This is a genomic window from Mycoplasma sp. 2261 (assembly GCF_053851575.1).
This window is the reverse complement of sequence record NZ_JBSQAX010000001.1, coordinates 24,338-48,369: the sequence shown is the minus strand read 5'-3', so window position 1 is coordinate 48,369 and position 24,032 is coordinate 24,338. Positions and strand designations below refer to the sequence as shown.

General features: G+C 27.8%; 19 protein-coding genes. 14 read left to right on the top strand and 5 right to left on the bottom strand.

Translation table 4 applies throughout. From position 1 onward, the window contains the following. Positions 1-20 precede the first annotated feature (20 nt). On the bottom strand, positions 21-2,615 hold the full coding sequence (locus tag ACWXVM_RS00175; protein ID WP_455993640.1) for a hypothetical protein: 2,595 nt from the start codon (positions 2,613-2,615) through the stop codon (positions 21-23). A 904-nt stretch (positions 2,616-3,519) separates the two neighbouring features. Further along, entirely contained in the window at positions 3,520-3,867 is a 348-nt protein-coding gene (locus tag ACWXVM_RS00170) for a YigZ family protein (protein ID WP_438340324.1), read from the bottom strand. Between the two features lie 35 nt (positions 3,868-3,902). Between ACWXVM_RS00170 and ACWXVM_RS00165 the strand changes: the two genes are divergently transcribed. The 11 genes from ACWXVM_RS00165 to ACWXVM_RS00115 all read left to right on the top strand — a co-directional run bounded on the left by ACWXVM_RS00165 (position 3,903) and on the right by ACWXVM_RS00115 (position 19,140). Then, positions 3,903-4,799 carry an RluA family pseudouridine synthase gene (locus ACWXVM_RS00165; RefSeq protein WP_455993638.1) on the top strand — a complete coding sequence of 299 codons (897 nt, stop codon included), beginning with the start codon at positions 3,903-3,905 and terminating at the stop codon, positions 4,797-4,799. A gap of 67 nt (positions 4,800-4,866) precedes the next feature. Next, entirely contained in the window at positions 4,867-5,823 is a 957-nt protein-coding gene (locus ACWXVM_RS00160; RefSeq protein ID WP_455993636.1) for a hypothetical protein, read from the top strand. A 15-nt stretch (positions 5,824-5,838) separates the two neighbouring features. Continuing rightward, positions 5,839-7,014: a hypothetical protein gene (locus ACWXVM_RS00155; protein ID WP_455993634.1), complete on the top strand. Its 1,176-nt coding sequence runs from the start codon at positions 5,839-5,841 to the stop codon at positions 7,012-7,014. 12 nt (positions 7,015-7,026) lie between these two features. Next, positions 7,027-7,605, top strand: coding sequence for a hypothetical protein (locus tag ACWXVM_RS00150; protein WP_438340320.1), 579 nt, complete (start codon positions 7,027-7,029; stop codon positions 7,603-7,605). A gap of 150 nt (positions 7,606-7,755) precedes the next feature. Next, a complete protein-coding gene (gene rpsL, locus ACWXVM_RS00145; protein ID WP_438340319.1) occupies positions 7,756-8,172 on the top strand; it encodes a 30S ribosomal protein S12 in 417 nt (138 codons plus the stop codon). Between the two features lie 28 nt (positions 8,173-8,200). Then, entirely contained in the window at positions 8,201-8,671 is a 471-nt protein-coding gene (rpsG, locus tag ACWXVM_RS00140) for a 30S ribosomal protein S7 (protein WP_438340318.1), read from the top strand. Between the two features lie 44 nt (positions 8,672-8,715). Further along, the gene (gene fusA, locus ACWXVM_RS00135; protein ID WP_455993632.1) at positions 8,716-10,809 is read left to right on the top strand and encodes an elongation factor G; all 2,094 of its coding nucleotides are present in this window, start codon (positions 8,716-8,718) and stop codon (positions 10,807-10,809) included. Between the two features lie 334 nt (positions 10,810-11,143). After that, positions 11,144-13,501, top strand: coding sequence for a putative immunoglobulin-blocking virulence protein (locus tag ACWXVM_RS00130; protein ID WP_455993630.1), 2,358 nt, complete (start codon positions 11,144-11,146; stop codon positions 13,499-13,501). 32 nt (positions 13,502-13,533) lie between these two features. After that, a complete protein-coding gene (gene mip, locus ACWXVM_RS00125; RefSeq protein ID WP_455993628.1) occupies positions 13,534-16,326 on the top strand; it encodes an Ig-specific serine endopeptidase MIP in 2,793 nt (930 codons plus the stop codon). Positions 16,327-16,831: 505 nt separating this feature from the next. Continuing rightward, positions 16,832-18,304, top strand: a complete 1,473-nt coding sequence (locus ACWXVM_RS00120) for a putative cysteine peptidase (RefSeq protein WP_455993626.1) — start codon at positions 16,832-16,834, stop codon at positions 18,302-18,304. Continuing rightward, entirely contained in the window at positions 18,304-19,140 is an 837-nt protein-coding gene (locus tag ACWXVM_RS00115; protein ID WP_455993624.1) for a hypothetical protein, read from the top strand. The genes ACWXVM_RS00120 and ACWXVM_RS00115 overlap by 1 nt, the downstream gene beginning before the upstream one ends. 172 nt (positions 19,141-19,312) lie before the next feature. Here the strand turns inward: ACWXVM_RS00115 and ACWXVM_RS00110 are convergent, their stop codons facing one another. Together ACWXVM_RS00110 and ACWXVM_RS00105 are read right to left on the bottom strand one after the other, a co-directional pair. After that, on the bottom strand, positions 19,313-20,683 hold the full coding sequence (locus tag ACWXVM_RS00110) for an APC family permease (protein ID WP_455993622.1): 1,371 nt from the start codon (positions 20,681-20,683) through the stop codon (positions 19,313-19,315). Positions 20,684-21,095: 412 nt separating this feature from the next. Next, on the bottom strand, positions 21,096-21,536 hold the full coding sequence (locus ACWXVM_RS00105; RefSeq protein ID WP_455993620.1) for a hypothetical protein: 441 nt from the start codon (positions 21,534-21,536) through the stop codon (positions 21,096-21,098). A gap of 101 nt (positions 21,537-21,637) precedes the next feature. Here ACWXVM_RS00105 and ACWXVM_RS00100 point away from each other — a divergent pair, with 101 nt between their 5' ends. Then, positions 21,638-21,796, top strand: a complete 159-nt coding sequence (locus ACWXVM_RS00100) for a hypothetical protein (protein ID WP_455993618.1) — start codon at positions 21,638-21,640, stop codon at positions 21,794-21,796. 508 nt (positions 21,797-22,304) lie between these two features. Here the strand turns inward: ACWXVM_RS00100 and ACWXVM_RS00095 are convergent. Beyond that, entirely contained in the window at positions 22,305-22,523 is a 219-nt protein-coding gene (locus ACWXVM_RS00095; protein WP_455993616.1) for a hypothetical protein, read from the bottom strand. Between the two features lie 563 nt (positions 22,524-23,086). Here ACWXVM_RS00095 and rplJ point away from each other — a divergent pair. After that, complete coding sequence (gene rplJ, locus ACWXVM_RS00090) at positions 23,087-23,578, top strand: 50S ribosomal protein L10 (protein WP_438340307.1); 492 nt, start codon at positions 23,087-23,089, stop codon at positions 23,576-23,578. A 44-nt stretch (positions 23,579-23,622) separates the two neighbouring features. Beyond that, positions 23,623-23,994 carry a 50S ribosomal protein L7/L12 gene (rplL, locus tag ACWXVM_RS00085; protein ID WP_438340306.1) on the top strand — a complete coding sequence of 124 codons (372 nt, stop codon included), beginning with the start codon at positions 23,623-23,625 and terminating at the stop codon, positions 23,992-23,994. The last annotated feature ends 38 nt before the right edge of the window (positions 23,995-24,032 follow it).

The window sequence follows — 24,032 nt, the reverse complement described above, 5'->3', positions numbered from 1 at the left end:
CAAGACTTTCTTATTTTGACCTAATTTTTGTTTATTTCTTTTCTTTTTTGAATCTTATGACGTTTAACTGCATATCAAGTCCCAACACTTGCGCCAGCTAATGCTAGTATTACCACAAGAGGCCCTACAATCGCAGCTACATTTATCTTTGATTTGCCTTCTTTTTTAGATTTTGTTTCTTGCTCAGTAATTGCTTTTTGAATCTTCAATTTAATAATTCTTAATTCTTTTATATTTTGGGCGTTTTCTATCAATTTTTCTAACTCTTTTTTTGTATTTGAATTTGTTAGCTTGTTTAGTTCTTCTTTTGTAGAATTAAGTTCCTTATTAAATTCTTGTGTTGCTTTAGCTGCAATATCTTTTATTTTATTAGTATTTTCTTTGTTGTTGCTTATTTCCCTACCTAGTTGTTTTTTTAATTCAGAACCTTCTAGTCTGTCAATAGCATCATTCGCCTCTTTTTTTATTCGGGCATTTTCTTGAAGTATTTTTTCTTGAGTTATTTCTTTTAATAGAATTTTTAGATTCTTTATATTATTTGCATTATTAATTTTTGTTTGATAATCCTTTTTATCTAACAATTTGTCAAACGTATCTAATATTTTTTGCTTTTCTATGTTATAAATTTCTTCTGCTTTTTCTGCTACATTAGTAAGTTTAACAACATCATTTTTTGCATTGGCGAACAACGTTTTAAATTCTTCAAATCTTTCTGAACCTTCAGTTTGATCAACAGCTTTTTGCGCTCTTTTTATTAATTTGTTTAAATCTTGTTCTTTTATTTGATTTAATAGTGCTTCATTTAATTTATTTAATTTTTGAATATTATCAGCTTCTTTTAGTACTTGTTCGAATCCTGTTTTATCATCTAAACTTTTTAGATTTTTTTCAACTTCATTTCTTTTTAATTTGTATTCAGCATTTATTTTTTCCGCTAACTTAGTTAGTTTGGTAATATCATCTTGCGCTTCACTATGTTGTTTTTTATATTCTTCATAATTCACTGAACCTTCAATTTTTTTCAGTGCCTTTGTAGCTTCTTCCCTTGCTTTTGTTAAATCTTCTACATTCTTAATTTTTTGTGCCTCTACTATTAATTTTTGTAGATCTTCAATGTTTTTTGCTTTTTTTAATTCTTCAAGTTTTTTAGTTCTTTGGTCTACTGAGTTGATGCTATTTATAAGCAATTTTGTTTTGTTGTTTTCATCAGAAAACAAATTAGTTGATTCATCATTAAGGGCATTAAATTGTTCAATAGTAATCCTTTGGTTTTCTATTTGACTTGATAATTTAGTATTAAGTTCATCTTTTTCTTTTTTAATATCAATATTAATTTTAGTATGGTTACGGCCAAAATCTTTTCATTTTTTATCAAAAGCTTCTATTGCAACTTTTCTTTGTTCAATTTGTTGCTCATTTTTTTCTTTTATGGTACTAAATGTTCTCATAAAATCATCATACATGCTAGAACCCTTTGTTTTTTCGATTAATATCATTACATCGTTTTGATATTCCTGTATTTTTTTAGCCATAATATCAGCATAAAGTTCTCTTAAAATTCCTACATTACGTGCTTTATTAATTTTTTCTTTAATATTAGGGTCTTTGTTTCTTAAATCATTAAATGCCATATCGACTTTTTGTTTTTCACTAAGATAAATATTGTTAGCGGAATTTTTAAGATTTTCCAAAAATTCCATTGTGCTAGAATTCGAAACTAGTTTAACTAATGGTTTAATTTTTTCATCGTATTCGATAGAACCGTATGATTTTTGTGCCGAAATTAATGCATCATACATTAACTTATCATGTGAAAATTCTGATTCAACTTCTTTTATGATTTCTTCAATAATACTATCATTCGCTTCTTTTTTAATTTTTTTGAGAATTGGCAGTGAATCTTTTAAGGTATTTAAATAAGCAGGATCTGCAGAATTAATGCCACTTTGTACCTTAAATAGATCTTTTATCAAATTTTTAATATTTGAATTTTCTTTGTGTTTAATCAATAAATTAATGGCTTCAAAATGAGCAATAATAGTTTGGACTATATAAATATCACTAATTTTTGATGAAAATTTTCCAGAAGTTACATTTGATCTTAAATCATCTGCAACCTTATAAACACTATCAATGTTTAATTTTTTGTATTCATTAAGTAAGAAAACATTATAGTCAAAATTAACATCTGATCATAATTTAATAAAGGTTGCCCAATGTAAAAGATTATGGTCATAAAAAAAGTATTCATTGTTAAAATTATCAAAAACACCATCAGGAAAAATCTTAAATTCCATTAATTTTTCTTTATATGGAAGTATCTCTAATTTCTCACCTTGAAAATTAATTAATTTTTTTAGTACTCTATATGCAAATAACATTTTGTAATGAGTTTTAAAAGCTTCAGTCTTTCAGTAAATGTTATAACTTTCAACATCATTATAGTCATCATTTGTGGGTATTGATATTGCCTCAGTTGCATAAACGCTAACATTATTGCTAGAATTTTTTTCCTCTTTATCGATATTGTTGGCCATATTGTTTTGAGCACTAATTACTAATGGTGTTGCAGCTATCATAACTGCACTTAACAATGGGCTTAACTTAAACTTCATATTACTCCTTTTAATGAAAAAATTTACTATAAATCAATTTATTATTTTGCTATTTTAGGTATAAAATATATCTTATTATTATATTAATAAATATGCCAGATTAATAGAACAAAAAAAGTTTTATTTCAAGAAAAAAATAGGCAAATTAGTGTTTATAGTTTTTTAATAATTGCTAAATATAAATAAATAAAAAATTATATAAAATTATTACTTTTTATTTATAAATAATTCATAATTTTTGAACATTGGGTGAAAAATAGCATTTTTTGAAACTATTGTTAGTTTAGTTGAGTTCTAAGTTTTTTAACACAAAATAAAATTAAAATCTAAGAATACAAAACAAATTAGAATTCAAAATTAAGAAAAATTTTATATTATTAAATCTTTAAAAGGGGGGGATTTTTATATTTCTCATTATTTCTTGGATTTGCAATTTTGGGTTTTTCTATACTAGCTCGTTAGTTATTTTTTTAGGATCCCAAGTTGGAGTTTTGTTTTAATTTATTAAATAATTTTAATTCAAAGGATTGCCTTAAAAGGTTCGAAAGAATTAGAAAAAGTATATTTGGGTTTTTCTTAGTTTTTATAATTGCTTTTTACTTTCTTTCATGTTACATTGATATGTTTTGTTTAATACCTTTAAGTTAGAATAGGTTATAACCATTGATAGTATGATAACTATAAAAAAACACTAATAAAACTAGTTATTATACAAGGATATGATTGATGTTAATTTTAAAAAGACATGTAGTTTCAACTAAATCTAAAAATAAATTCCTTAAATTTTTACTCCATTATTTTTGCTAAATTTCAATCTAGTGTAATGATAGAGCTTTTAAATATTAAAAATATTTAAAACATTAATTCTAAAAAAGCGAGACTTATATTTGAATTTGAATCTTATTTACTCATTAAAAAGTAGTTTGGCTGCTTGCAAGTAAGCTCTTAATAAATTACTTCTTCCCAATTCAATACCACCGAAATAACGAATAACAACTAATAATTTATTTTTTAAATTTTTACTATTTAAATAGCTATAAAGAGGAATCCCAGCCACACCTTTTGGTTCATGGTCATCAGTATATCCATTGATAATAACATCATTGTCTTTTATAATATAAGCATAAACGATGTGCTTTGCTTTTTTATGTTCTTTTCAAAGAGATTCAATATTTTTTCTTACATCTTCTTTTGAATTGATATTAAATAAAATGGGGATAAATTTTGATTTTTTGATTTCCAAAAACTTCATGCTATTATTATAACATTTGTTATAATTTAAAAATTATGTTGAAACTTGTTGCAAACTATTCTGAAAGAATTGATAAATATATAGCAAATAATTCTTCAATAACTAGAAATGATATTCAAGAATTAATTAAAGAGGGGGCTGTTTTTGTTAATGGAATTAAAATTAATAAAAATAAATTTGTTATCAAAAACAATGATGAAATAGAAATTGTTAGAGTCATCGATAAACAAATAAAGATTGAGGAACAAGAAATCAGCCTTGACATTGTATATGAAAATGAAGATTATTTGGTTATAAATAAACCTTCGGGTTTAGTAGTTCATCCGGCCCCCGGCCACAGGAATAATACTTTGGTCAACGGCTTAATGTACCACTTTAAAAATAATTTAAGTAATGTTAATGGGCTTTTAAGACTTGGCATAGTTCATAGGATAGATAAAGATACTAGCGGGCTATTGATTATTGCTAAAAATAATTCAACCCACAATTATTTTGCTTCCTTGCTTAAAGAACATAAGATTAACAGGACATATATTGCTATAGTTGATGGAAGAATAGCTAACAAAAAAATGCATATTAATTTGCCCATTGGAAGAGATATAAAAAATCGTCAAAAATTTGCTGTTAGCGATCAAAACTCGAAAAATGCATATACAATGATTGAATGTCTTGAATATTTGAAAATTGATAATAAAGATAAAACATTAGTAAAATGTAATTTAAAGACAGGACGAACTCATCAAATAAGAGTGCATTTAGGATATATTAAGCATCCAGTTTATGGTGACCCTGTTTATAATAAAAAAATTGATTCTTTTAATCAAAGGCTTCACGCTGCACAACTAGATTTTATTGATAATAAGGGAAGAAACATACATCTTGAGGCCCCTATTCCCGAACTAATGCAAAGAGAAATCGAGCAAGGTAGATAAAATTTAGTTATAATTCTAATATATTTTAAAATTAAGTAAACTCATTAAAACCAAAAAGGAGGTGTTTATGAAAAATATTGATATAAATAAATACAACTCAATTGATGAACTTTACAAACACAACAAAAAGGCAATTTTAGTAAAATCAATATTATTTACAGCATTTTTAGTTGTGATGTTTTTATCATTAATGGCCATATTTATTGAGTATGCAGTTAGAAAACAAGTCTATTTATTGAATTATAAAGAAGCATTTTCAAATGCAAATCCTAGTTATGAGATATCTACCATTAATGCTTCAGTTGAAGATTTGTTTATAAGAAAATTTGCATTTTCTATCGTTGTGGCATTATTCTCTGGAGCTGTATTGATTTGACACATTGTTTCTTTAACACTTTCACTAAAAGAAAAAGATTTCACAAAATATTCGCCTTGGTTACTGACTTTATATAGCATGACTGTTATGATTATATTTATTAATTTATTTTTCTCAGCCGGTGGTATTTTTAGAATTAAACCATGGGATATAAACCAAATTTTAAATCTTATTGTTACAATCATATTTTTAATAGGATATTTCACAATATATTGGCCGTTTTCAAGAATTGTAAAATTATTTAGAATTGTAAGAATCAACAATGAACAAGGTAGAATAAATGAAATTTTTGGGCAAAAGTTTTCACAAACTAACCAACAAACTTATTCTACACAGCCTTCTATATTTGATAATAATGAACAAAAAAACAATGATGAGATTATTGAGAAAAAAAATAATAAATCATATAGCTCACAATTAGAAACATTAAGTGATGAAAAACTAATAATTATGGCGCAAAAATTAAATATATTTGGTGCTAGCGAATTAAAGCGTAAGCAATTAATTGAAAAAATCAGTGCCATATTTGAAAATAATAATAGTCATAACGAAAAAGCTAATATGAGTAACAATGAAAATAATAAAGAAATAGAATCTGATAATGCCAAAGAAATAAAAGATATTGAGAATAATAATGATTATGATTAATTTTTAGGAGGTAAAATGAGTCAGCTGTTTTTACAAGGACAGAATTCAAAGGTTCCCAATAATTCTGAAAGTGTCGGTTCTAATCCTTTTCTAATTTATGGTTTAATATTGACACTTTTGGCAATAGTTAATTTATATTTAATAATTAAGTTTTTTATTAATTTTAAGCGTAGCATTAATAAAACAAAAGCAGTACTAGATGGGTTTTTATTTAAAAAATATATACAAGGGTTAAATATAAAAAGTACCGCGTTTTATAATATAGTTACAATTTTAGTTATTCTAGCTATCCAAATTATTTTTTCATCTGTATCATTGTCAAAAGTATATTCATATATGGGAACTGCAACCCAGAAATTTAATTCAGGTCTGGTTACAGAAATGAAGTATCTAGAATATAAAGACACCATTACCTCATATATTCCTTTATTTATAACATTTATTCCTTTTGCTATTGTTCTTTTGATTTCGTTTGGTATCGCATTTGTTGTGATTTATTACATAAGTTTTAACTATCCTCAATATAAACATAAGAATGAGGCAGTGTATAATGAAATTATTTCTCTTAAGGAACTAAAAAAACAAGAATTAGCCAAATATCCTGAAAAAATTAATATAGAGTTTGATAAGTTAAAATCTTCTAATCTTTTATTATCTAATGTGTTATTAAGATGAATGAAATTTTATAATAATATTGATCAAATAAAATTCGAGAAACAATATAACTTATTTTTAAATCAATTATTTAAAGTAGAGTATTTTGCAGAAGTCCAAAACGAAATTAAAAGTAATGCTCAAAAAATTTCTGATATTGCGGAATTTGCTACACCAATTCACAATCAAGATTTATCTAAGATTGAACAGGAAATTATTTGGATGGATAAAATGGACAAAAAGGCTAAAATTCTTAACGAAACTAAGGAATTAGCAGCAATGTCAAAAGCTGAATTTAATAAAAAATATGAGGAATATGTATACACGGCTCGTGCTAATGATCCTTTATATCAAAGCGCCACTAAAAATTCATGATTATTTTATCGTGATAATGAAGTTGAAGATTTATTCTTTAATCCACATTCGAATGTTTCATATTATTATGAAGATTCAAATATTATTTATGAAAAAGAACTTATTGATTTTATGCATGAATATAAACAATTTTTAATTTCAAAATTTTTAGCAACTAAATAATTTGCTTTTGCTATGGCTAAAAAAATAAAATTAGTACTAGGTTTTTTGCCAGTTATTACTATTGCACCCCTTGTTGCTTCATGTAGTCAAAATCTCGAAAAGTTAAAATATAATGTAATTAACTCACTTAAGAATGATATTATAAATTTATTAGCAAATGTTGATGCGTTATTTGGAAGTTCTAAGAATGAAGAAGTTATTAAATTAAAGGATGAAATTAGCAATCTTCTAAGGTCTCTAAAAGAAGAAAAGATAACTCATGAAAATAATATTGATGTTTTTATAAATAAAGCTAAACAAAAATTTAAAAACTTAGTACAGAAATTTGTGGATATGTACAATAATAATACTCGCCTTGTTTCTGAATTTTTTGAAGAACTAAGTAATTTTTCACAATGAACACTAGATAATTTGATTAATGTTAAATACACGCCCTTGATTTTAAAAATTAAGAAATATTTGCAAGATCATGTATTTAGATATGATTGAAATATTAGTCAAATCACCAAGGAAATAAGCAAACTTAAGGCATTTGAACAACAAATAAAGAAAGAAAAAGAGCAAATTGATATTATTACCAAGAAATTTTAGTAGCCTAATTATATCTGGCTGCTTTTTTATTAATAAAAAACATAAAAAAGTAAAAACACTGGTTTAGTTGTTGTATAATAATTTAGTATTTTTAAAATAAGAGTTAAAAATATCTGAAAATATGTAAAACAATGTTAAGAAAGGAAAAAAATGCCTACAGTTGCGCAATTAGTTAAACAAGGCCGTAAAGATAAGACAACTAAATCTAAAGCCCCTGCTTTATTAAAGATGTACAACTCTTTACAAAAAAAAGAAAAAGCAATTCCAGCCCCATTTAAACGTGGTGTATGTACTCGGGTTGCTACAATGACTCCTAAGAAACCTAACTCAGCTATTCGTAAATACGCCCGTGTTAGATTATCTAATGGACAAGAAGTTACTGCTTATATTCCTGGTGAAGGGCACAATTTACAAGAACACTCAGTTGTATTAATCCGTGGAGGTAAAGTTAAAGATTTACCTGGGGTTAGATATACTATCATCCGTGGTACTCAGGATGCCGCTGGGGTAAACAATAGAAAACAAGGTCGTTCTCTATATGGAACAAAAAAACCAAAAAGTAATTAATTAGAAAGTTAAATAGAAAGGAAAGAATATGTCAAGAAAGCATAAAGCACCTGTGAGAGATGTCTTAGCAGATCCAGTTTTTAACTCAAAAATTATTACCAAATTAATTAACACAATTATGCTAGATGGTAAAAAATCTGTTGCCGAGAATATTTTATACAGTGCCTTTGAAATTATTAAAAACAAAACTGGTAAAGAACCAATGGAAGTATTCAATTCTGCACTAGAAAATGTAAGTCCACAACTTGAAGTTCGTTCAAGAAGAGTTGGTGGTTCTAATTACCAAGTTCCATGTGAAGTTAGTGCCAAAAGAAAACAAACATTAGCACTAAGATGAATTATTCAATATGCCAGATTAAGAAATGACAAAACAATGGAAGAAAAGTTAGCACATGAAATCATTGATGCAGCAAATAAAATGGGTGGAGCTATCAAAAAGCGTGACGATACCCACAAGATGGCTGAATCAAACAAGGCATTTGCTCACTTTAGATGATAATTACCTATTTTTATTTAAATTATTTATTTTATTAGGAACAAAGTATGTCAAGAGAATATAAATTAGAAGATTATCGTAACATCGGAATTATGGCTCATATTGATGCAGGTAAAACTACAACTACAGAAAGAGTTTTATACCACACAGGAAAAATTCATAAAATCGGCGAAACACATGAAGGTGCTTCACAAATGGATTGAATGGTTCAAGAACAAGAACGTGGTATTACTATTACTTCCGCAGCTACAACTGCATATTGAAAGAATAAAAGATTAAACATTATTGACACACCTGGACACGTTGATTTTACTATTGAAGTTGAGCGTTCGTTGCGTGTTTTAGATGGTGCTGTCGCTGTTCTAGATGCTCAATCAGGTGTTGAACCTCAAACAGAAACTGTTTGGAGACAAGCAACCAACTATAAAGTTCCAAGAATTGTTTATGTTAACAAAATGGATAAAATGGGTGCTAATTTCAAAGCATCTGTTGAGTCGCTAAGAAAGCTATTAGGTGCTAATGCACATGCTATCCAACTTAATATTGGTGAAGAATCACAATTTAATGGAATTATTGATTTAGTAACCATGAAAGCCTATGAATTTGATGGTGGTGTCGACGAAAATATGAAGGAAATCGAAATTCCTGATTATCTAAAGGACGAAGCAAATTTAATGCGTGCTTCTCTTGCCGAATCACTAGCAGATTTTGATGAAGAAATTACTGAATTAATCCTAACGGAACAAGAAGTTTCAGCTGAATTAATGAAAAAAGCTATTAGAAAGGCTACTTTAACTTCAACATATTTCCCAGTTGTTTGCGGAACTTCGTTTAAGAATAAAGGTGTTAAGTTAATGCTTGATGCTATTGTTGAATATTTACCTTCACCATTGGATATTACTGCAATGAAGGCATACAAAGGTGAACAAGAAATTTCAATTCCTGCTTCTGATGATGAATTTTTCTCAGCATTAGCATTTAAAGTTATGAATGACCCATTTGTTGGTAATTTAACCTTCTTTAGAGTATATAGTGGGGTTATCTCAAAAGGCTCATATGTAATAAATTCAACAAAAGGTGAAAAAGAAAGATTCAGTAGAATTTTATTAATGCATGCTAATTCAAGAACTGATATTGACGAGGTTAGAACTGGTGATATTGGTGCTGCTGTTGGTTTAAAATACACAACAACTGGTGACACACTTATCGATGAAAAACATAAAGAAATCGTTTTGGAAAATATGAATTTTCCTGAGCCAGTTATTTCACAAGCAATTGAACCTAAAACAAAAGATGCTTCTGAGAAGCTTTCATTAGCTCTACAACGTTTAGGAGCAGAAGATCCTACATTTAAATACTATACAGATGAAGAAACTGGGCAAACTATTATTGCTGGTATGGGTGAACTTCATTTAGACATTATTGTTGATAGACTAAAACGTGAGTTTAAGGTTGAAGTAAGTGTTGGGGCTCCACAAGTATCATATCGTGAAACAATTACTAAGTCAGCAGAAGTTGAAGGTATTCATAAGAAGCAATCTGGTGGTAAGGGACAATACGGACACGTGTGAATTAAATACGAACCAAACCCTGATGGTGGATTTGAATTTATTGATAAAATTGTCGGTGGTAAAATCCCTAAAGAGTACATTAAATCGATCGAAAAAGGTCTTAGAGAAAAAATGGAAATTGGTATTCTTGCCGGTTATCCAATGATTGATATTAAAGCAACTCTATTTGATGGTTCCTACCATGAAGTCGATTCATCAGAACTTGCTTATAAAATTGCTGCTTCAAAATCATTGACCAAGGGCCGTGAACAATTGGGGACTGTTTTATTAGAACCAATTATGGATGTTGCTGTTGTTGTGCCAGAAGATTTCTTTGGTGATGTTATGGGAGATATCTCTCGTAGAAGAGGTCAAGTTAGAGATAACGAAACTCGAAACGATGGAGCGCATGTTATTAAAGCATACATTCCATTAAACGAAATGTTTGGATATGCAACTCAATTAAGATCAATGACAACTGGACGTGGTACATATCAAATGTGATTTGATCATTATGAAAAATTACCTCGCAATTTAGCTGACGAAATTATTAAGAAACGTGGCGGAAAAGTTTCGGTTGACGAAGATTAATTTAAATAAATTTTAAAATAATAAAAAGGTCTAGGGCAAAATTGCCTAGGCATTTTTATTATACTTGTATATTCTTAGTATATTTGCAAATTAACAAGCCTATCTTATTTGCAAATATAATATGATAGAAATTAAAGATAAAAAAACACCTTAAATTAAGTAGTAAAATCTATTTTTATTATTTTAGACTAACTATTGTTATTTTAAAGAAAATAGATAGTAGTTAACTTATGCTTATTTTTGTGTATTATTATATAAATTTTAGTATAATGTAGGTTAAATTAAAGGTTCATAAGATTTTTTTTATGAATTGAAATTATTTTAAGGAGAAAATATGAAGCTTTTAAAGAGTAAAAAGAATAAGATCGTTTTATTTACCTTAGGATCAACAATATTAGGTTCAGCAATTATAGGTAATGCTATTTTTGCTGCTAACCAAAAGAATAAAAATGGTATAGAATTTAACAATATTTATGGTGAAAACTCTGAAATATTTCACAAAGGTACACCCGATGTAACTAAAGCTGATGTGTCTATAACTGATAAGAATTTAAAAGAAATTCCAAAACCTCCTGTTGTTGTGCCTCCACAACCCAAACCCGAACCAGAACCTATCCCAGTTCCTCCACAACCCAAACCCGAACCAAAACCTGAACCCAAACCACAACCCAAACCTGAACCCAAACCCGAACCAAAAACAAACCCAGTCCCCCTTCCACAACCCAAACCAAAACCTAAACCTATCCCAGTTCCGCCGAAACCTGTTCCGGTTCCACCGAAACCAAAACCAACTCCCAAACCAGCGCCAAAGCCGGCCCCTGCCCCTAAACCTGCCCCTACACCTAGAAGTGAAAGAATTACTATTACAATTAATGGTGTTCAGGTTCTAGCTGAAGTAACACCACCTCCAACTAGACCATTAGACCCTCGTGATGTTGCTGCAGGAATTACTAATAAAAATCCTTATGTAAATGAAATTGTTGGAAATGTTAAAAGTGTTGAAGTAACAGATGAGTTAAGAAAAGCAACTCTTCAAAAACTTATTAATAATAATGCAGATGGACTACAAAACTATTTCCCAAGCCTTATCGATGATGTACTACTTGGAGGAAATGAATTATTTGACCCTGATAGATATATTGAATTAAATAGTCAAGTATGAACTCAATTAATTGATAAATTCAGACGTCTTCTAGATAGCCCTAATGTTGTCAATTTCTTAAAAGAGGATGCAAAAAAAGAATATTTAAAACCTAAACAATTTAAGAGTAAAAATGTTAAATATGCTTGATTAATTAAAAAATTAGATTATTCAAAATTTACAAAATTAGGTAAAGGAGCAGAAGAATATTTAAAACAAGGTTATACTGCTTCTCCTAATAATGCATATATTAATGAAAATGGAGAAATCGACTCATATAGCTATTCACCAGCTCCTGGTTATAACGGCGAGATAGCTAGACGTGAAAGAGATAATCGTGACCGTCGTGCTTTTGGCATTGAGGGATATTTTGGTCGAAACCCAGAACAAATTCAAAATGGTGTATATCCAGGATGAAATAAAAAAGATGTTACCCAATCTGAACAATTTAAACAATTTAATGTCGGAAATAATGATGGTATAACCATAACTGAATTAACAAGACAAAAACAACAAGAAGGTAAGTTAAATAAAGGCTACATTGTGGAAATTGATGCTGCTAACTATGATGGTTATGAGAAAACTAAGAATTTAATTGAATCATTAAAGAATAAAGGTATTGAAATTACTTCATATCGTATAAAAAATATGGGTAAAAAAGATCCTAACCAAAAATTCAAAGATATTTTAAGAGCCTTACCTGATAACTTGCCGCAATTAGAACTTTTCTTTGATCATAGAGCAACTAATACATCAGCATTAGTCGAATTAGAAAAGAAAAACATTAAGGAACTAGCGTTATTTACCTTGGGTAATTCTCTACTTGATGATTGATCGATTAACCCATGAGCATTGCGTAATGTTGAATGAATTAATACTATTGATTACAATGTTAGTTGAGATACAAGACCCGGAGCCGAAATTGCTTCAAGAATTACATTTAACACCCTAGCATTTGAAGAGTCTGATTTACTAAAAGATGAATCGGATCCGCAAAAGAAATATGAAAGAATTAACAATGGTTTAAGAATGGCTTATTACACTAGAAATAATGAAGGGATATTTCAAGGTGGGTTCGGCCCTGGTCTAAATCCAGATACCAATGAAGGCGGAAATAGTTATCCAACAAGAATTGATTTCTCAAGAGCCCCTTCTATCAGATCATTAAAAGGCTTAATTTTTTATGATTACATTAAATCATCAAATAAACCAAGAAAACTAAAAAATGCTAAATTCTTTAGTGATAAAGCCTGATACGAAATTAGTGGTGATGATTTAGATGGTGCACAATTTGACACCGTAATGTCACGCGGTGAACCTGGATTTCCTCCAACTAAAATTGAATTTAGTAATGGTAGTGTTACACAAAATGTTAGATTGACAACTAAAGATAATTTGACCAGTTCAGCCTTAACAAATTTAAGCATCTTAATTAATTTATCAGGAATTTCGAGGGAAGTTCAAGTTCCACAGGGGGCAAGTTCATTGAAGAGTCAGCTTGAATCTAATGGTTACAAAGTAAGTTTTGCTAGTGATGAAGCATTCAACTAATTTTAGAAAAGTATGTAAGGAATCTTAAAATTATGAAATTAACAAAAAGAAACAAGGCAATTATTACTGCGTTTTTTGGAATGCCGTTACTTTTTTCTCCAACATTTGCATTGATATCATGTCAGGATGACATAACATCTCTAAAAGACAATATTAAAAAACAATTAACCGAATTAGAGACATCTTTAAGAGAATTAAAAGATACCCGTAGTGATGCTAAACAATCGAGTGCTTATACTGAAGGAATAAAAGTTCAAAAAGAAATTAATGATATTCTAACTAATGAAAGCAGTGGCGTATTTGATTTGCGTAAGGCTAAAAATAAGGCAGATCAAGCCATTAATGCCATAAAAAGCGAAATCGCAAATATTAAGGCAAACATTAAGAAAAATCAGTCTAGTGAGACACCGGACACAAGCATAAAATATTCGGATGATGAATTTAATGATGATTTTAACAAATTAATTGTTAATGCAAACATTGAAGATAATTTTGAACTTATTTTTAGTAACTTTTTAACAGGCAATACAAAGTCACAGCTATTTGCTAGTGAGCTACAAAAGAATGTTTCCAATATAAAAATTAATTTTAAGGATGTAAATCTAAATAATAAAATCAGCATATCAATTGAAGGTATTATTTTAGAAGATGACGCTAATACTACCGGAAAAGCTAAATTTAATGTTGTTTTTAAAAATAAAGCAACATTAACAAGAAAAAATCATATATTTGAATTATCAGGTTTAAAAACTTCGCCATTTAATAGTGATTCAAATGGTGATAAACCGAATAACAAAATTGATTCAACTCCAGAAGATAATGAAGTTTCAAAATATGTTAGTTTAAACCAAATAGAGCGTTTTAAATATGATAATGATAAATACGTCGGTTCGCTAAAGCAATATTTGGCTTTTTCTGCTGGTATTGATGATTGAACTAAATTAAGAGAAAATACTAAGGCAACTAGTGAACAAATTAAAAAATATGATGAAAAAGCAAAAACGTTAGGTCAAGATTCTTATGAAAATGCCGCATATAAAGGTTTTAGCTTGCCTTCATATAAAGCAGATGGCGAAGTCGATGGAATTGAACTATTTGAGCCTTCAGAATTAGGAAAACAACCTTCATGAGTTGATACACTAGGTAAAAATGATCCCTTTAAAACTAATGGCTTAGCAAGAAAAATTGTTAATCAAAAATATCTTGATATAGCCAAACAGACTTTTACAATTGCTTTAACAAGAGTTAATGATTTTAAAGATGAAATAGCAAAAATTGAATTAGCTATCAAACATTGGGAAGATCTTAATAATGAATCAGAATTTAAAAAATTAATTGACAAAAAGGTTGCTGAATTAAAAGAACAAAAAGAAGCTCTAACAAAAGAATTAGATGAAAAAATTGCTAAGAACACTGATGTTAATTTAACTGAAAGTCTTCAAAAAGAAAAAGAAACTGAACTAAAAAAATATGATGACGCTATTGCAGAATATCAAAAAAGAACTACTGAAATTGAAATCCAAAAGCAACGAGAAGCTATTCTTGATTTAGAACTAAAAGCAAAATCAAAAAAACATTTAATTGGCGAAAATGGAACCACTTGAATTCTTGATTACCAACTTGATAGTAATGGTTATCCAACAAAATGATATTTAGGAACTAATTCTCACGTTGCAAGAGCATTAACTGATAATTTGACAAGTTTTTCAATTGCTAAGATTGACAATAAATTACAGGTTGGGCAAAGTTTGCGTATTTCTGAATTAGATGATAATATTACTCGCTTTTCGTTTGAAGATCCTAGCGCAATTAGAAAGGTTTTTGATGGAACTGACTATTTAAAATCTCATCCATCTGATTTCTTATCTGAGCGTCAAAAGAAAAAATATGGTGATGTGGAAGAATTTGTTGATTTTGCTGTTTTAGAAATTGATTTTACTAAGATTAATAAATATTATGCAACTTCAAATGACCAAAATGTAACTCAAAGATATCCACAAGTCGGTAGCGAAGATTTTGCACAAAATTTAGCAAAAGAAATTACTAATGATTATGCTAATCACGCTGATAAACAAGTTAAATTTAAACAAAAATCATACTTAAAGGATTATTCAAAAATTGATTTTCCTCTAAAATCTAAATTACCTCAAGACATAGATTTCTTGTATGCTGTAGGGTGACCTTCATCACGTGAAGATTATTATTTGAAGAAATATATTGATGATGATCAAACTAAAAGAAAAAACAATAGTTTTAGCTTGTGAATTAATAGCGAATATGAATATTATGATGCAAAAATAACTAATGGCGAAGATGGTACACCTTCTTCATATCCAAAAGAAAAACTTGATCGAGGAAGTTTTCTTTCTTATCAAATTGGTTATCGTTCATTTATTGATAAACCTGGTGTTTTAGATACATTTATAGCGGCTCCAAAAATTGGCGAAGATTTTTATTATGTTAATGGTAAAAGATATGTAAATATGGGCTTAGCTTATATTCCACGTAGATATGCACCGATTGGTGGTTCTTCTGGAACTTCTATTCGAAATCAACATAATGAGCTAGTTTCAATATTTTATGCATCAAATATTTCGGCACGTGTCGGCCTATCGGTTGCTTTTAGATCCGAAGGTTATAACTATGATGGTTTATATGGCAAATATAATCTTCCACAATATGATCTAATTTATGGTGGTGGTGAAGAACAAAAAAATTCATATCGTGAAGCGCTAAAAAAATTCTATTCAACCTCGGATTTTAAAACCAATCTATTTAAAAACGGATTGAATGAAATACCTTCTGAATTTAAATTTAATAAATAATTAAAAATTAAGCAAGAATTATTTCTTGCTTTTTATTTTCCTTTTGAGTTTCCCAGTTTTATTATACAAAAATAACAAATCTACCTAAATTTGAGGTATATTTATTATTTTTTAACTATCTTTTAACAACGTTTTTCATATCATCATAAATCGATCAAATGTCTTTTATTGTATTAGAATCCTCTTTTTTGTATTTCATAATTTCTTTTGTTGGGGGAATTTATATCAATCCTCTTTCTAGGCTTTGAAAAAATATCGACCAAATTAGATTCTTTTGACATGACTATATTAAATTAAAATGTTGTTAAAAAAATAAGAAAATAAAAAACCTATACTATAAATAGTATAAGCAGATTATTTGGTTTGAAATTCTATATTTTTTATGCCAAAACTGGGAAATACAAAAAAATAATTATGAAAATATATGAGTATTTTAAATATAAATTTAACACTATTTCTTAAAAATAATACAATAAAGATATGAAGAAACAAAAAAGGAGAATATGTGAAAAATAAATTATTTAGTTTTTCTTTAGCTACGATAGCTAGCGTTATACCATTTACAATGGTTTCATTAAAAATAATGCCATATGAGGATACAAAATATATTGAGGAAAAGAAAGAAAGACAATATAAAGAAAAATTATCTTCATACTGTTTATATGATTTTATAAAATTAACTGGAAGAAAAGACACAAAAGTAAAATTTGTAAGTAGAAATTATCTAGATCCGGAAACAAATAAATATTCATATATAGTAGGATATGAGAAAGGTGGTTTTTCAGTATTTGATCAAGAAAAAGAAAAAATAATAGAGGTTAATCCAAATTGAAACATATCTAATTTAAGTTCAGAAATCATGTCCAATGATAATTTGGTATATTACAGAGAAACCATCGGAGATATATCAATATTAAATAAAAATGATCGAGACAAATTAATGATAGGGGATCATAGAAGACCAAAAAAGAAGACTAATAACGAGAGCATAAACGAAGATTGAAAAAATAAAAAAGATAGCAAAAAGAGTAAAGTAAATTTCAATAATTTTAAATACCTTAATTTATCAGAACTGCAAAATGCAAAAAAATCGGAATATTCTAATCTTGGAATAAGAGATGAGTTGAATGGCTTTTTATATGCAGATAACGAAATAAATCATTCTTGAATTTTTAAAACAGAACCAAGAAAAACATTTGGAGAAAACGACACTTTTAATTATATATATGAAGAATGAGGAGGAATATGTGCATATATTACTGTGAATCAAATGATGCTATACAATCATTATTTTTTAGGTTCTAATTACATGACGATAACAGAAAGCGACAAATATATAAACAAAAAAGAAGACTTTCATATTGATATAACTACATTAGGACCAGAAGAATGAAGTCCAAGGCATAGAAAATCTCCATCAATAAAACTAAAAGAAGCAATGGAAAGTTATTTACCAGAAATTAAGAAACAATATCTATACGAAAATCAGTTTTCCCCTGAATTGAAAAATATTTATATGATAGATATGTTAAAAAAACATGTTTATAAGAATGGCGCCAGTTCAGAAGATAGACAATTTATGTTAAAAAGTTTCATAAAAAATAATGGTAAAACTGCAAATTATGAATTTAAAACATTAAAAAATACCAAAAGTATTAATGATTTTATAATTAATAAAAAAATTCCTTTATTTCTATGATCAAAAACAAAAAAGTTCGAAAATGGTAAATATGTATACAGAGATGGTAGTCACATATGTGTAGCATATGGTTCCTACAACGATGGAAGAGTATTGATAAATTACAATTGAAAACAAAAACATTCTCAGGTGATACTAGATATTGATCATATTTATAGCGCAGAATATTTGGAACATAAAGGAAATACTGAACTAAAGCCATACTTCTGAGACGGTGTAAAACATGTAACTGGTGATGAAATGACAGAGTCACTTAAATTATGAGGATTTATAAAATAATGAAAAAAAATAAATGAATAAAAATAATAACTATCGTTCCATTTTTAAGTACAGTTCTATTATCTACAAGTTGTATAATTCACAAAATTGAAGATAATGAACAACATGAAGACATTATAAAACCAGGTGGGATTTATAAAGCTGAATACTCTCATAATCCGCTTTTATATTCAAAACTTCGCAATAAAGATAAAGGCGAAGTAATTAAAAGACCTTTTAGAAAAATAACTTTTAAAACAGAAAATAAATATCAAGAATTAATAGATTTTGTTAATGAAAATAAAGTTAAAGACTATTATATGCTTGCTATAAATGTGAAATTGGAAAATAATGATACGACCAATAAAGAAGGATACGAAAAAGAATTTAAAATTTGGCTTACAAAAGCTAAAGAAATTACATTTTTGTACTTTCCTCATTCTGTAAAATTGCTAATTCCAGATCAATTTAATAATACAAGTGATTATTTTGCATCTCCTCTTAAAAAAAATGAAGAATTTATAATACCGATATCAAATGTAAGAACTATCAATGATGAAATGAAATTTAGAAATCCATTATATTTCGATACATGACAACCAGGAGAAGGGAAATGGTCCCTTTTAAAGATTTTAAGAAAAAATAAAATTAAGTATAGCGCAGATAAAACTTTGGATGTTATTGATGGATTCACAATATGAGTTAATCATTATCATGAAGAGGCCGAAGCATCTGTTGTTTTTGAAAGATATTATCCTGAAATGGATAATAAAAGCGATGATGAATATATAAAAAAATACGAAATCGATGTAAAAAAATTAACTCATAAGAATAAACTTTTTACACTTGATTATTAATATTAAACCCAGCTACAGTTCTGGGTTATATTTTTTATTTTGTTAATTCTTATTCAAATTGCAACATTTTTATAGTTTAAAAATGTTTATTAAACTTATGATATCAAATTTATTTTTTAAGGCCTAAAAATTCAAACCAGTAATCAGGAAAATTAGCAAAGTGATAATATAGCTATATTTTGAACTCATAAGTTTTTGAAATATTTTTCTTTTTACGTCGTTTTACTGCTGAATATATTCCTCAAATGACAAAGCCAATCAACATTACACCTAGATAACTAGGTGCTAAAAATATAGTTCCTTTTGTGTATTCATCACCTACAATCGGAGGAATAAAATTAACTACTAATATAAAAATTATTAAAATAATAGACAAAATAAATATTGTAGTTTCTCATCAAGTAAGCCTAAATGTTCTATGTTTGAATGCAATAACTAAAATCGAAATTATTACTAAAAGGTACTGCATTAAGAAAACCACGTTACCAGCATTAAGGATAAAACTAAATTGATCTTTTATGCCTAATGCATATGGTATTGCTGTAAAAATAATCATTGATATAACACTAAAACCTGTTGCAAATAATAATGCGTTTCTATATTCGCCATGCTTGTTTTTCTTGCCTAGTTTTGAAGGTAAGAATCCATCATGAGCTAAAGGAGCAACAATTCTTGAATAGTATATATTTGCCGAAAGAGTGCTTGAAATTCTATTGAATAGTGTACCTATCATAAAAATTATAAGTCCAGCTAAACCTCATAACGATTGAAAGAATTTTGAAAATGAAGTGGATTCACCAATAAATCCTTTTTGCAGTCCTAACAGTAAGAGATATAAAGTAAAGTAAATTGCAAGTACAGCAGCAAAAATTAGTAATAATATCTTTTTAAAGCGTTTTGTTTCTACGTTAGCGCTTATTCCTGCAAGACCTTCTGCACCACCAAATGCATAAATAAAATTCAATACATTTAAAGTAATTATTGAGACTGAAACTTTGCTATTTGTCAAGATGTTATTAGCAAAATCGAGTGAACTAAAGGATAAATAAATACCTAAAGATACACCTAATATTATCGTTATTCATTTTACTGATGCGGAAAATAAAATAAATCATTTAGATGTCTTTATTCCAAACGTTGCAATTAATGTCAAGGAAAGAAAGAATACAAGAGAAACAATTTGATAGATTAATTGATGTGATTTATCAAATTCTGATAGCAATGTTGAAAAAAATAAAATTGTCGTGGCTGAAAAAAGCGGTATCTGTGAGAATTGATTCCAGCCATTAAAAAAGACTCAAAATTTATTTGCTGAAGCCTTTTTGGCATAAACATATGAACCGCCGGCCTCATTTCCAAATGCTTGAGCTCCACGCGCAAATGCTAAAATAACACTAAAACTGATGAATGATGTTAGCGCAAAAACTAACATACCTCATATACCTTGAGCAATTATTCCTGTGATTGTTGTTATAAAACCAAAACCAACTATAAAATTAATACCATATAAGAAAAAACTTTTTTCACTAAATTTATTTTTCATTTTAAATACCTAATGCTCCTAATTATATACATTATTTGTTAAATATAAAACGAAAAAGTGCATCTTCACTAAATTTTATTAGAATAATTTTATGTAAAAAAAATGCAAAAGCATTCCTAAAAAAACGCGAATTTTTAATTAAAATCAATAACAAAATAATCAATTTACATTGATTTTTAATATCTAAGGATTTGAGAGTTACATATATCTAATTGCTTTTTGTTTGCATGGATAACTAATCTAACATACAATTTCGTTCATAAAACTTTTAATTATTCTGAAAGAAATTTTGAGCTGCATTAGCCGACATCAGAAATGGAAATTGCTTAATATTATGCCGAACAACGTTATTAATTTTGTCCATCATGGATCAGGTTTCATCATTGCTGTATCAGTCAAATAATTTTTTCTTTTAGAATATAAGTTTATGCATATTCTCAATCGAACCCTTTTGAGATGATGCAAATGCATTTGTGTGAAAAATTTGTTTGATCCTCTTTATCTTGTCCAACATATAGCTTTCAGATCTGTTATCTATTAATAAAGTGTTAATCTTAAAGTTAAATCTAGCAGCCAATTTTTCGATAGCTCTTTTTATTGCTCTAGCATTGAGTCTTGATATGATTGCATAAGATTTTTTTGTTAAGCGATTTATCAAAGTTAATATGACTTTCTTTGATTTTATATTTCTATAGATTATATCCGTTTCATAGTCATTCAAAGTTAATCAATCATTAATTTCTTTAGGTTGTTCATGCATTATTTTGCCAGCAGTTTTTTTTCTTAGGTTTATGTCACTTAGATTTTGACCTAAATGATTTCCTATAGACTTATGAAGTAAGTAAAATATCATATGGGATAATAAACTCATTTCTTTTTTTGAATTTGTATAGTGTTGAGGATGTGTAATAAAAGCATCTTTGTTAGATATTTTCTTAAATAAAGAGTTGAAAAATGAGTTTTATTCTTGATCTAGGCAAAATCGAAGAAGATGAAAAATTTGATGGTTATTTTGTTTATGAAACATCAAGAAAAGATCTTAAACTTGAAGAAATTGTTTTAGTTTATCGCAAACAATATCAAATTGAAGAAAACCTCAAAACATTGAAATAATCACTAAAAATCTGACCGATATTTATCTGAACCGAAAAACATATTCGAGGGCATTTTTACTAAATTTCATTGCATTAATTGTTTTATTTTACAATATTTGAAATTAATGAATTCTATCATCAACAAGGTTTTATTGAAAAATAACCAATACTAAGTTAATTGATTTTTTTAAAAGACTGTAATAAGTTAACTAAGTTAAGAAACGCGAAAATAATTGAAGAAAGATTTATTAACCCCGCTATTAATAAGAGCAATGAAGAAACTTATAATGAAATTTTAGAAATTGTAAAAAATTGTATATAAAAAAACAAAAAGTGTGTTTTGCTTGAAAATAATGGTCAATTTTACACTTTTTATTTTTGCTCAAAAACTTAAGAAAATCTGAAAAATGAAAAAATGAAATTTTTTCCCCTAATAATTTATGTATTAAGGTTTATTTTAATTTTTGTTATTCTAGATTTGCATCATTACCACTAACATGTATTACTTCTCTAATAATAGTGGCCTCTTACTGAGCGTTGATTTGCGGATTTTGTATTGTTTGATTGTTTTTTTGTAACAATTGTCCACATAAACTACAATAATTTCCATTATTTATATAAATTTTTGCTTTATTAAAATTTGTTTGTTCAGTCATAGCAATAATTAAACCTATTAATCCTAAAAGTGGAAGAAATAACCCGATTATCATTAATATTCTAGCTGCTGATAAACCTGTTTTAACCATAGCTATAAAATAAAATACTAAACCTATAATATTTAATATCAACGCTGGTCCCAAAGGTAAAAAAGGTAAAATAACAAATATTTCTTCAAATATTTCTTCATTAGAATTAGATTTATGTTAACTAAAGCTAAAAACAAAAACATAACTAAGGCTATTGTTAAAAAAAGTGCGCAAAAAATATATATTATAAAAGATGTAATTGCTGCATTTTTACCTGTCATAATAAAATCCTTGTATTTTGTAAAAAAGTTTCCATTCCAATTTTTTTGTTTGCTACAAATAGATTGAAAAAATAGAAGAGTCAAACACCAAAAAACGCTTGACTTTTGTTTTGACTCTTATTAAAATATAAATAATCAAAATAGAAAATGAGTCAAAATATATTGTATACTATAAATACATATTAAATAATGGAAAATTATGATAATGATATTAAATTTTTATTTTTTCTATGATATAATGCTTTTGCAATATATGAAGACAGTAACGGCAAACGCTTAATAAGTTACCGAGTATGCTTGACTATTGATATTGCAAAAACATAATTTAAAATAGGAGGAGAAATGAGCGCATTAAGGGATGCTAAGGTCTTAGTGGTTGATGAAATTTCTAAAAACCTAAATCAGTCTAAGGCTTTATATGTTGCTATGTATAAAACTTTAGATGTTAGTTCGTTGCAAGCAATTCGTAGAGAATTGGCTAAGTATGGCGTTTTAATAAAAGTTTATAAAAATCGTTTAGTTAAACAAGCCTTATTATCGACAGAACACAAAACATTAAATGATTATCTTGTTGGCCAAAATATATTTATTTTTGCTAATGAAGATGACTTAATCACACTAAAAGCATTAGCTAAATTCAAAAAAGAATACCCTGCCTTACAATTGGTCGCTGGTATTTATGAAAACAAAGTTGTTGATGCAAAAAATCTTGAAGAAATTTCAAAACTTCCTTCATATGAAGAATCACTTATGATTCTTGGAAACTCATTGCTTGCACCAATTAGAAATCTTGCAATTGGTCTAAACGAGTTAGTTAAACAAAAGGAAATGTAAAACTTAATAATCAAAATATAAAATAAAATTTTAAGGAGAAAAATATGGCTAAATTAACAAAAGAAGAATTCGTTTCAGCATTGAAAGAAATGAATATTAAAGAAGTTATGGAACTTGTAGAAGGACTAAAAGAAGAATTTGGAATTGATCCTAGTGCTGTTGTTGCTGCCGCTGCTCCAGCTTCTGCTGAAGTTGTTGAAGAAAAAACAACATTTAATGTTACATTAAAATCAGACGGTGGAAATAAACTTGCTGTTATTAAGGCAGTTAAGGATTTACTAGGTTTAGGTTTAATGGATGCTAAGAAATTGGTTGAGTCAGCACCTGCCTTATTAAAAGAAAATGTTAAGAAGGAAGAAGCAGAAGAATTAAAGGCTAAATTAGCTGAAGTTAAGGCTGAAGTAGTTTTAGACTAATAAAGATAACATAAAAAACTGGCTTAAAAAGCCGTTTT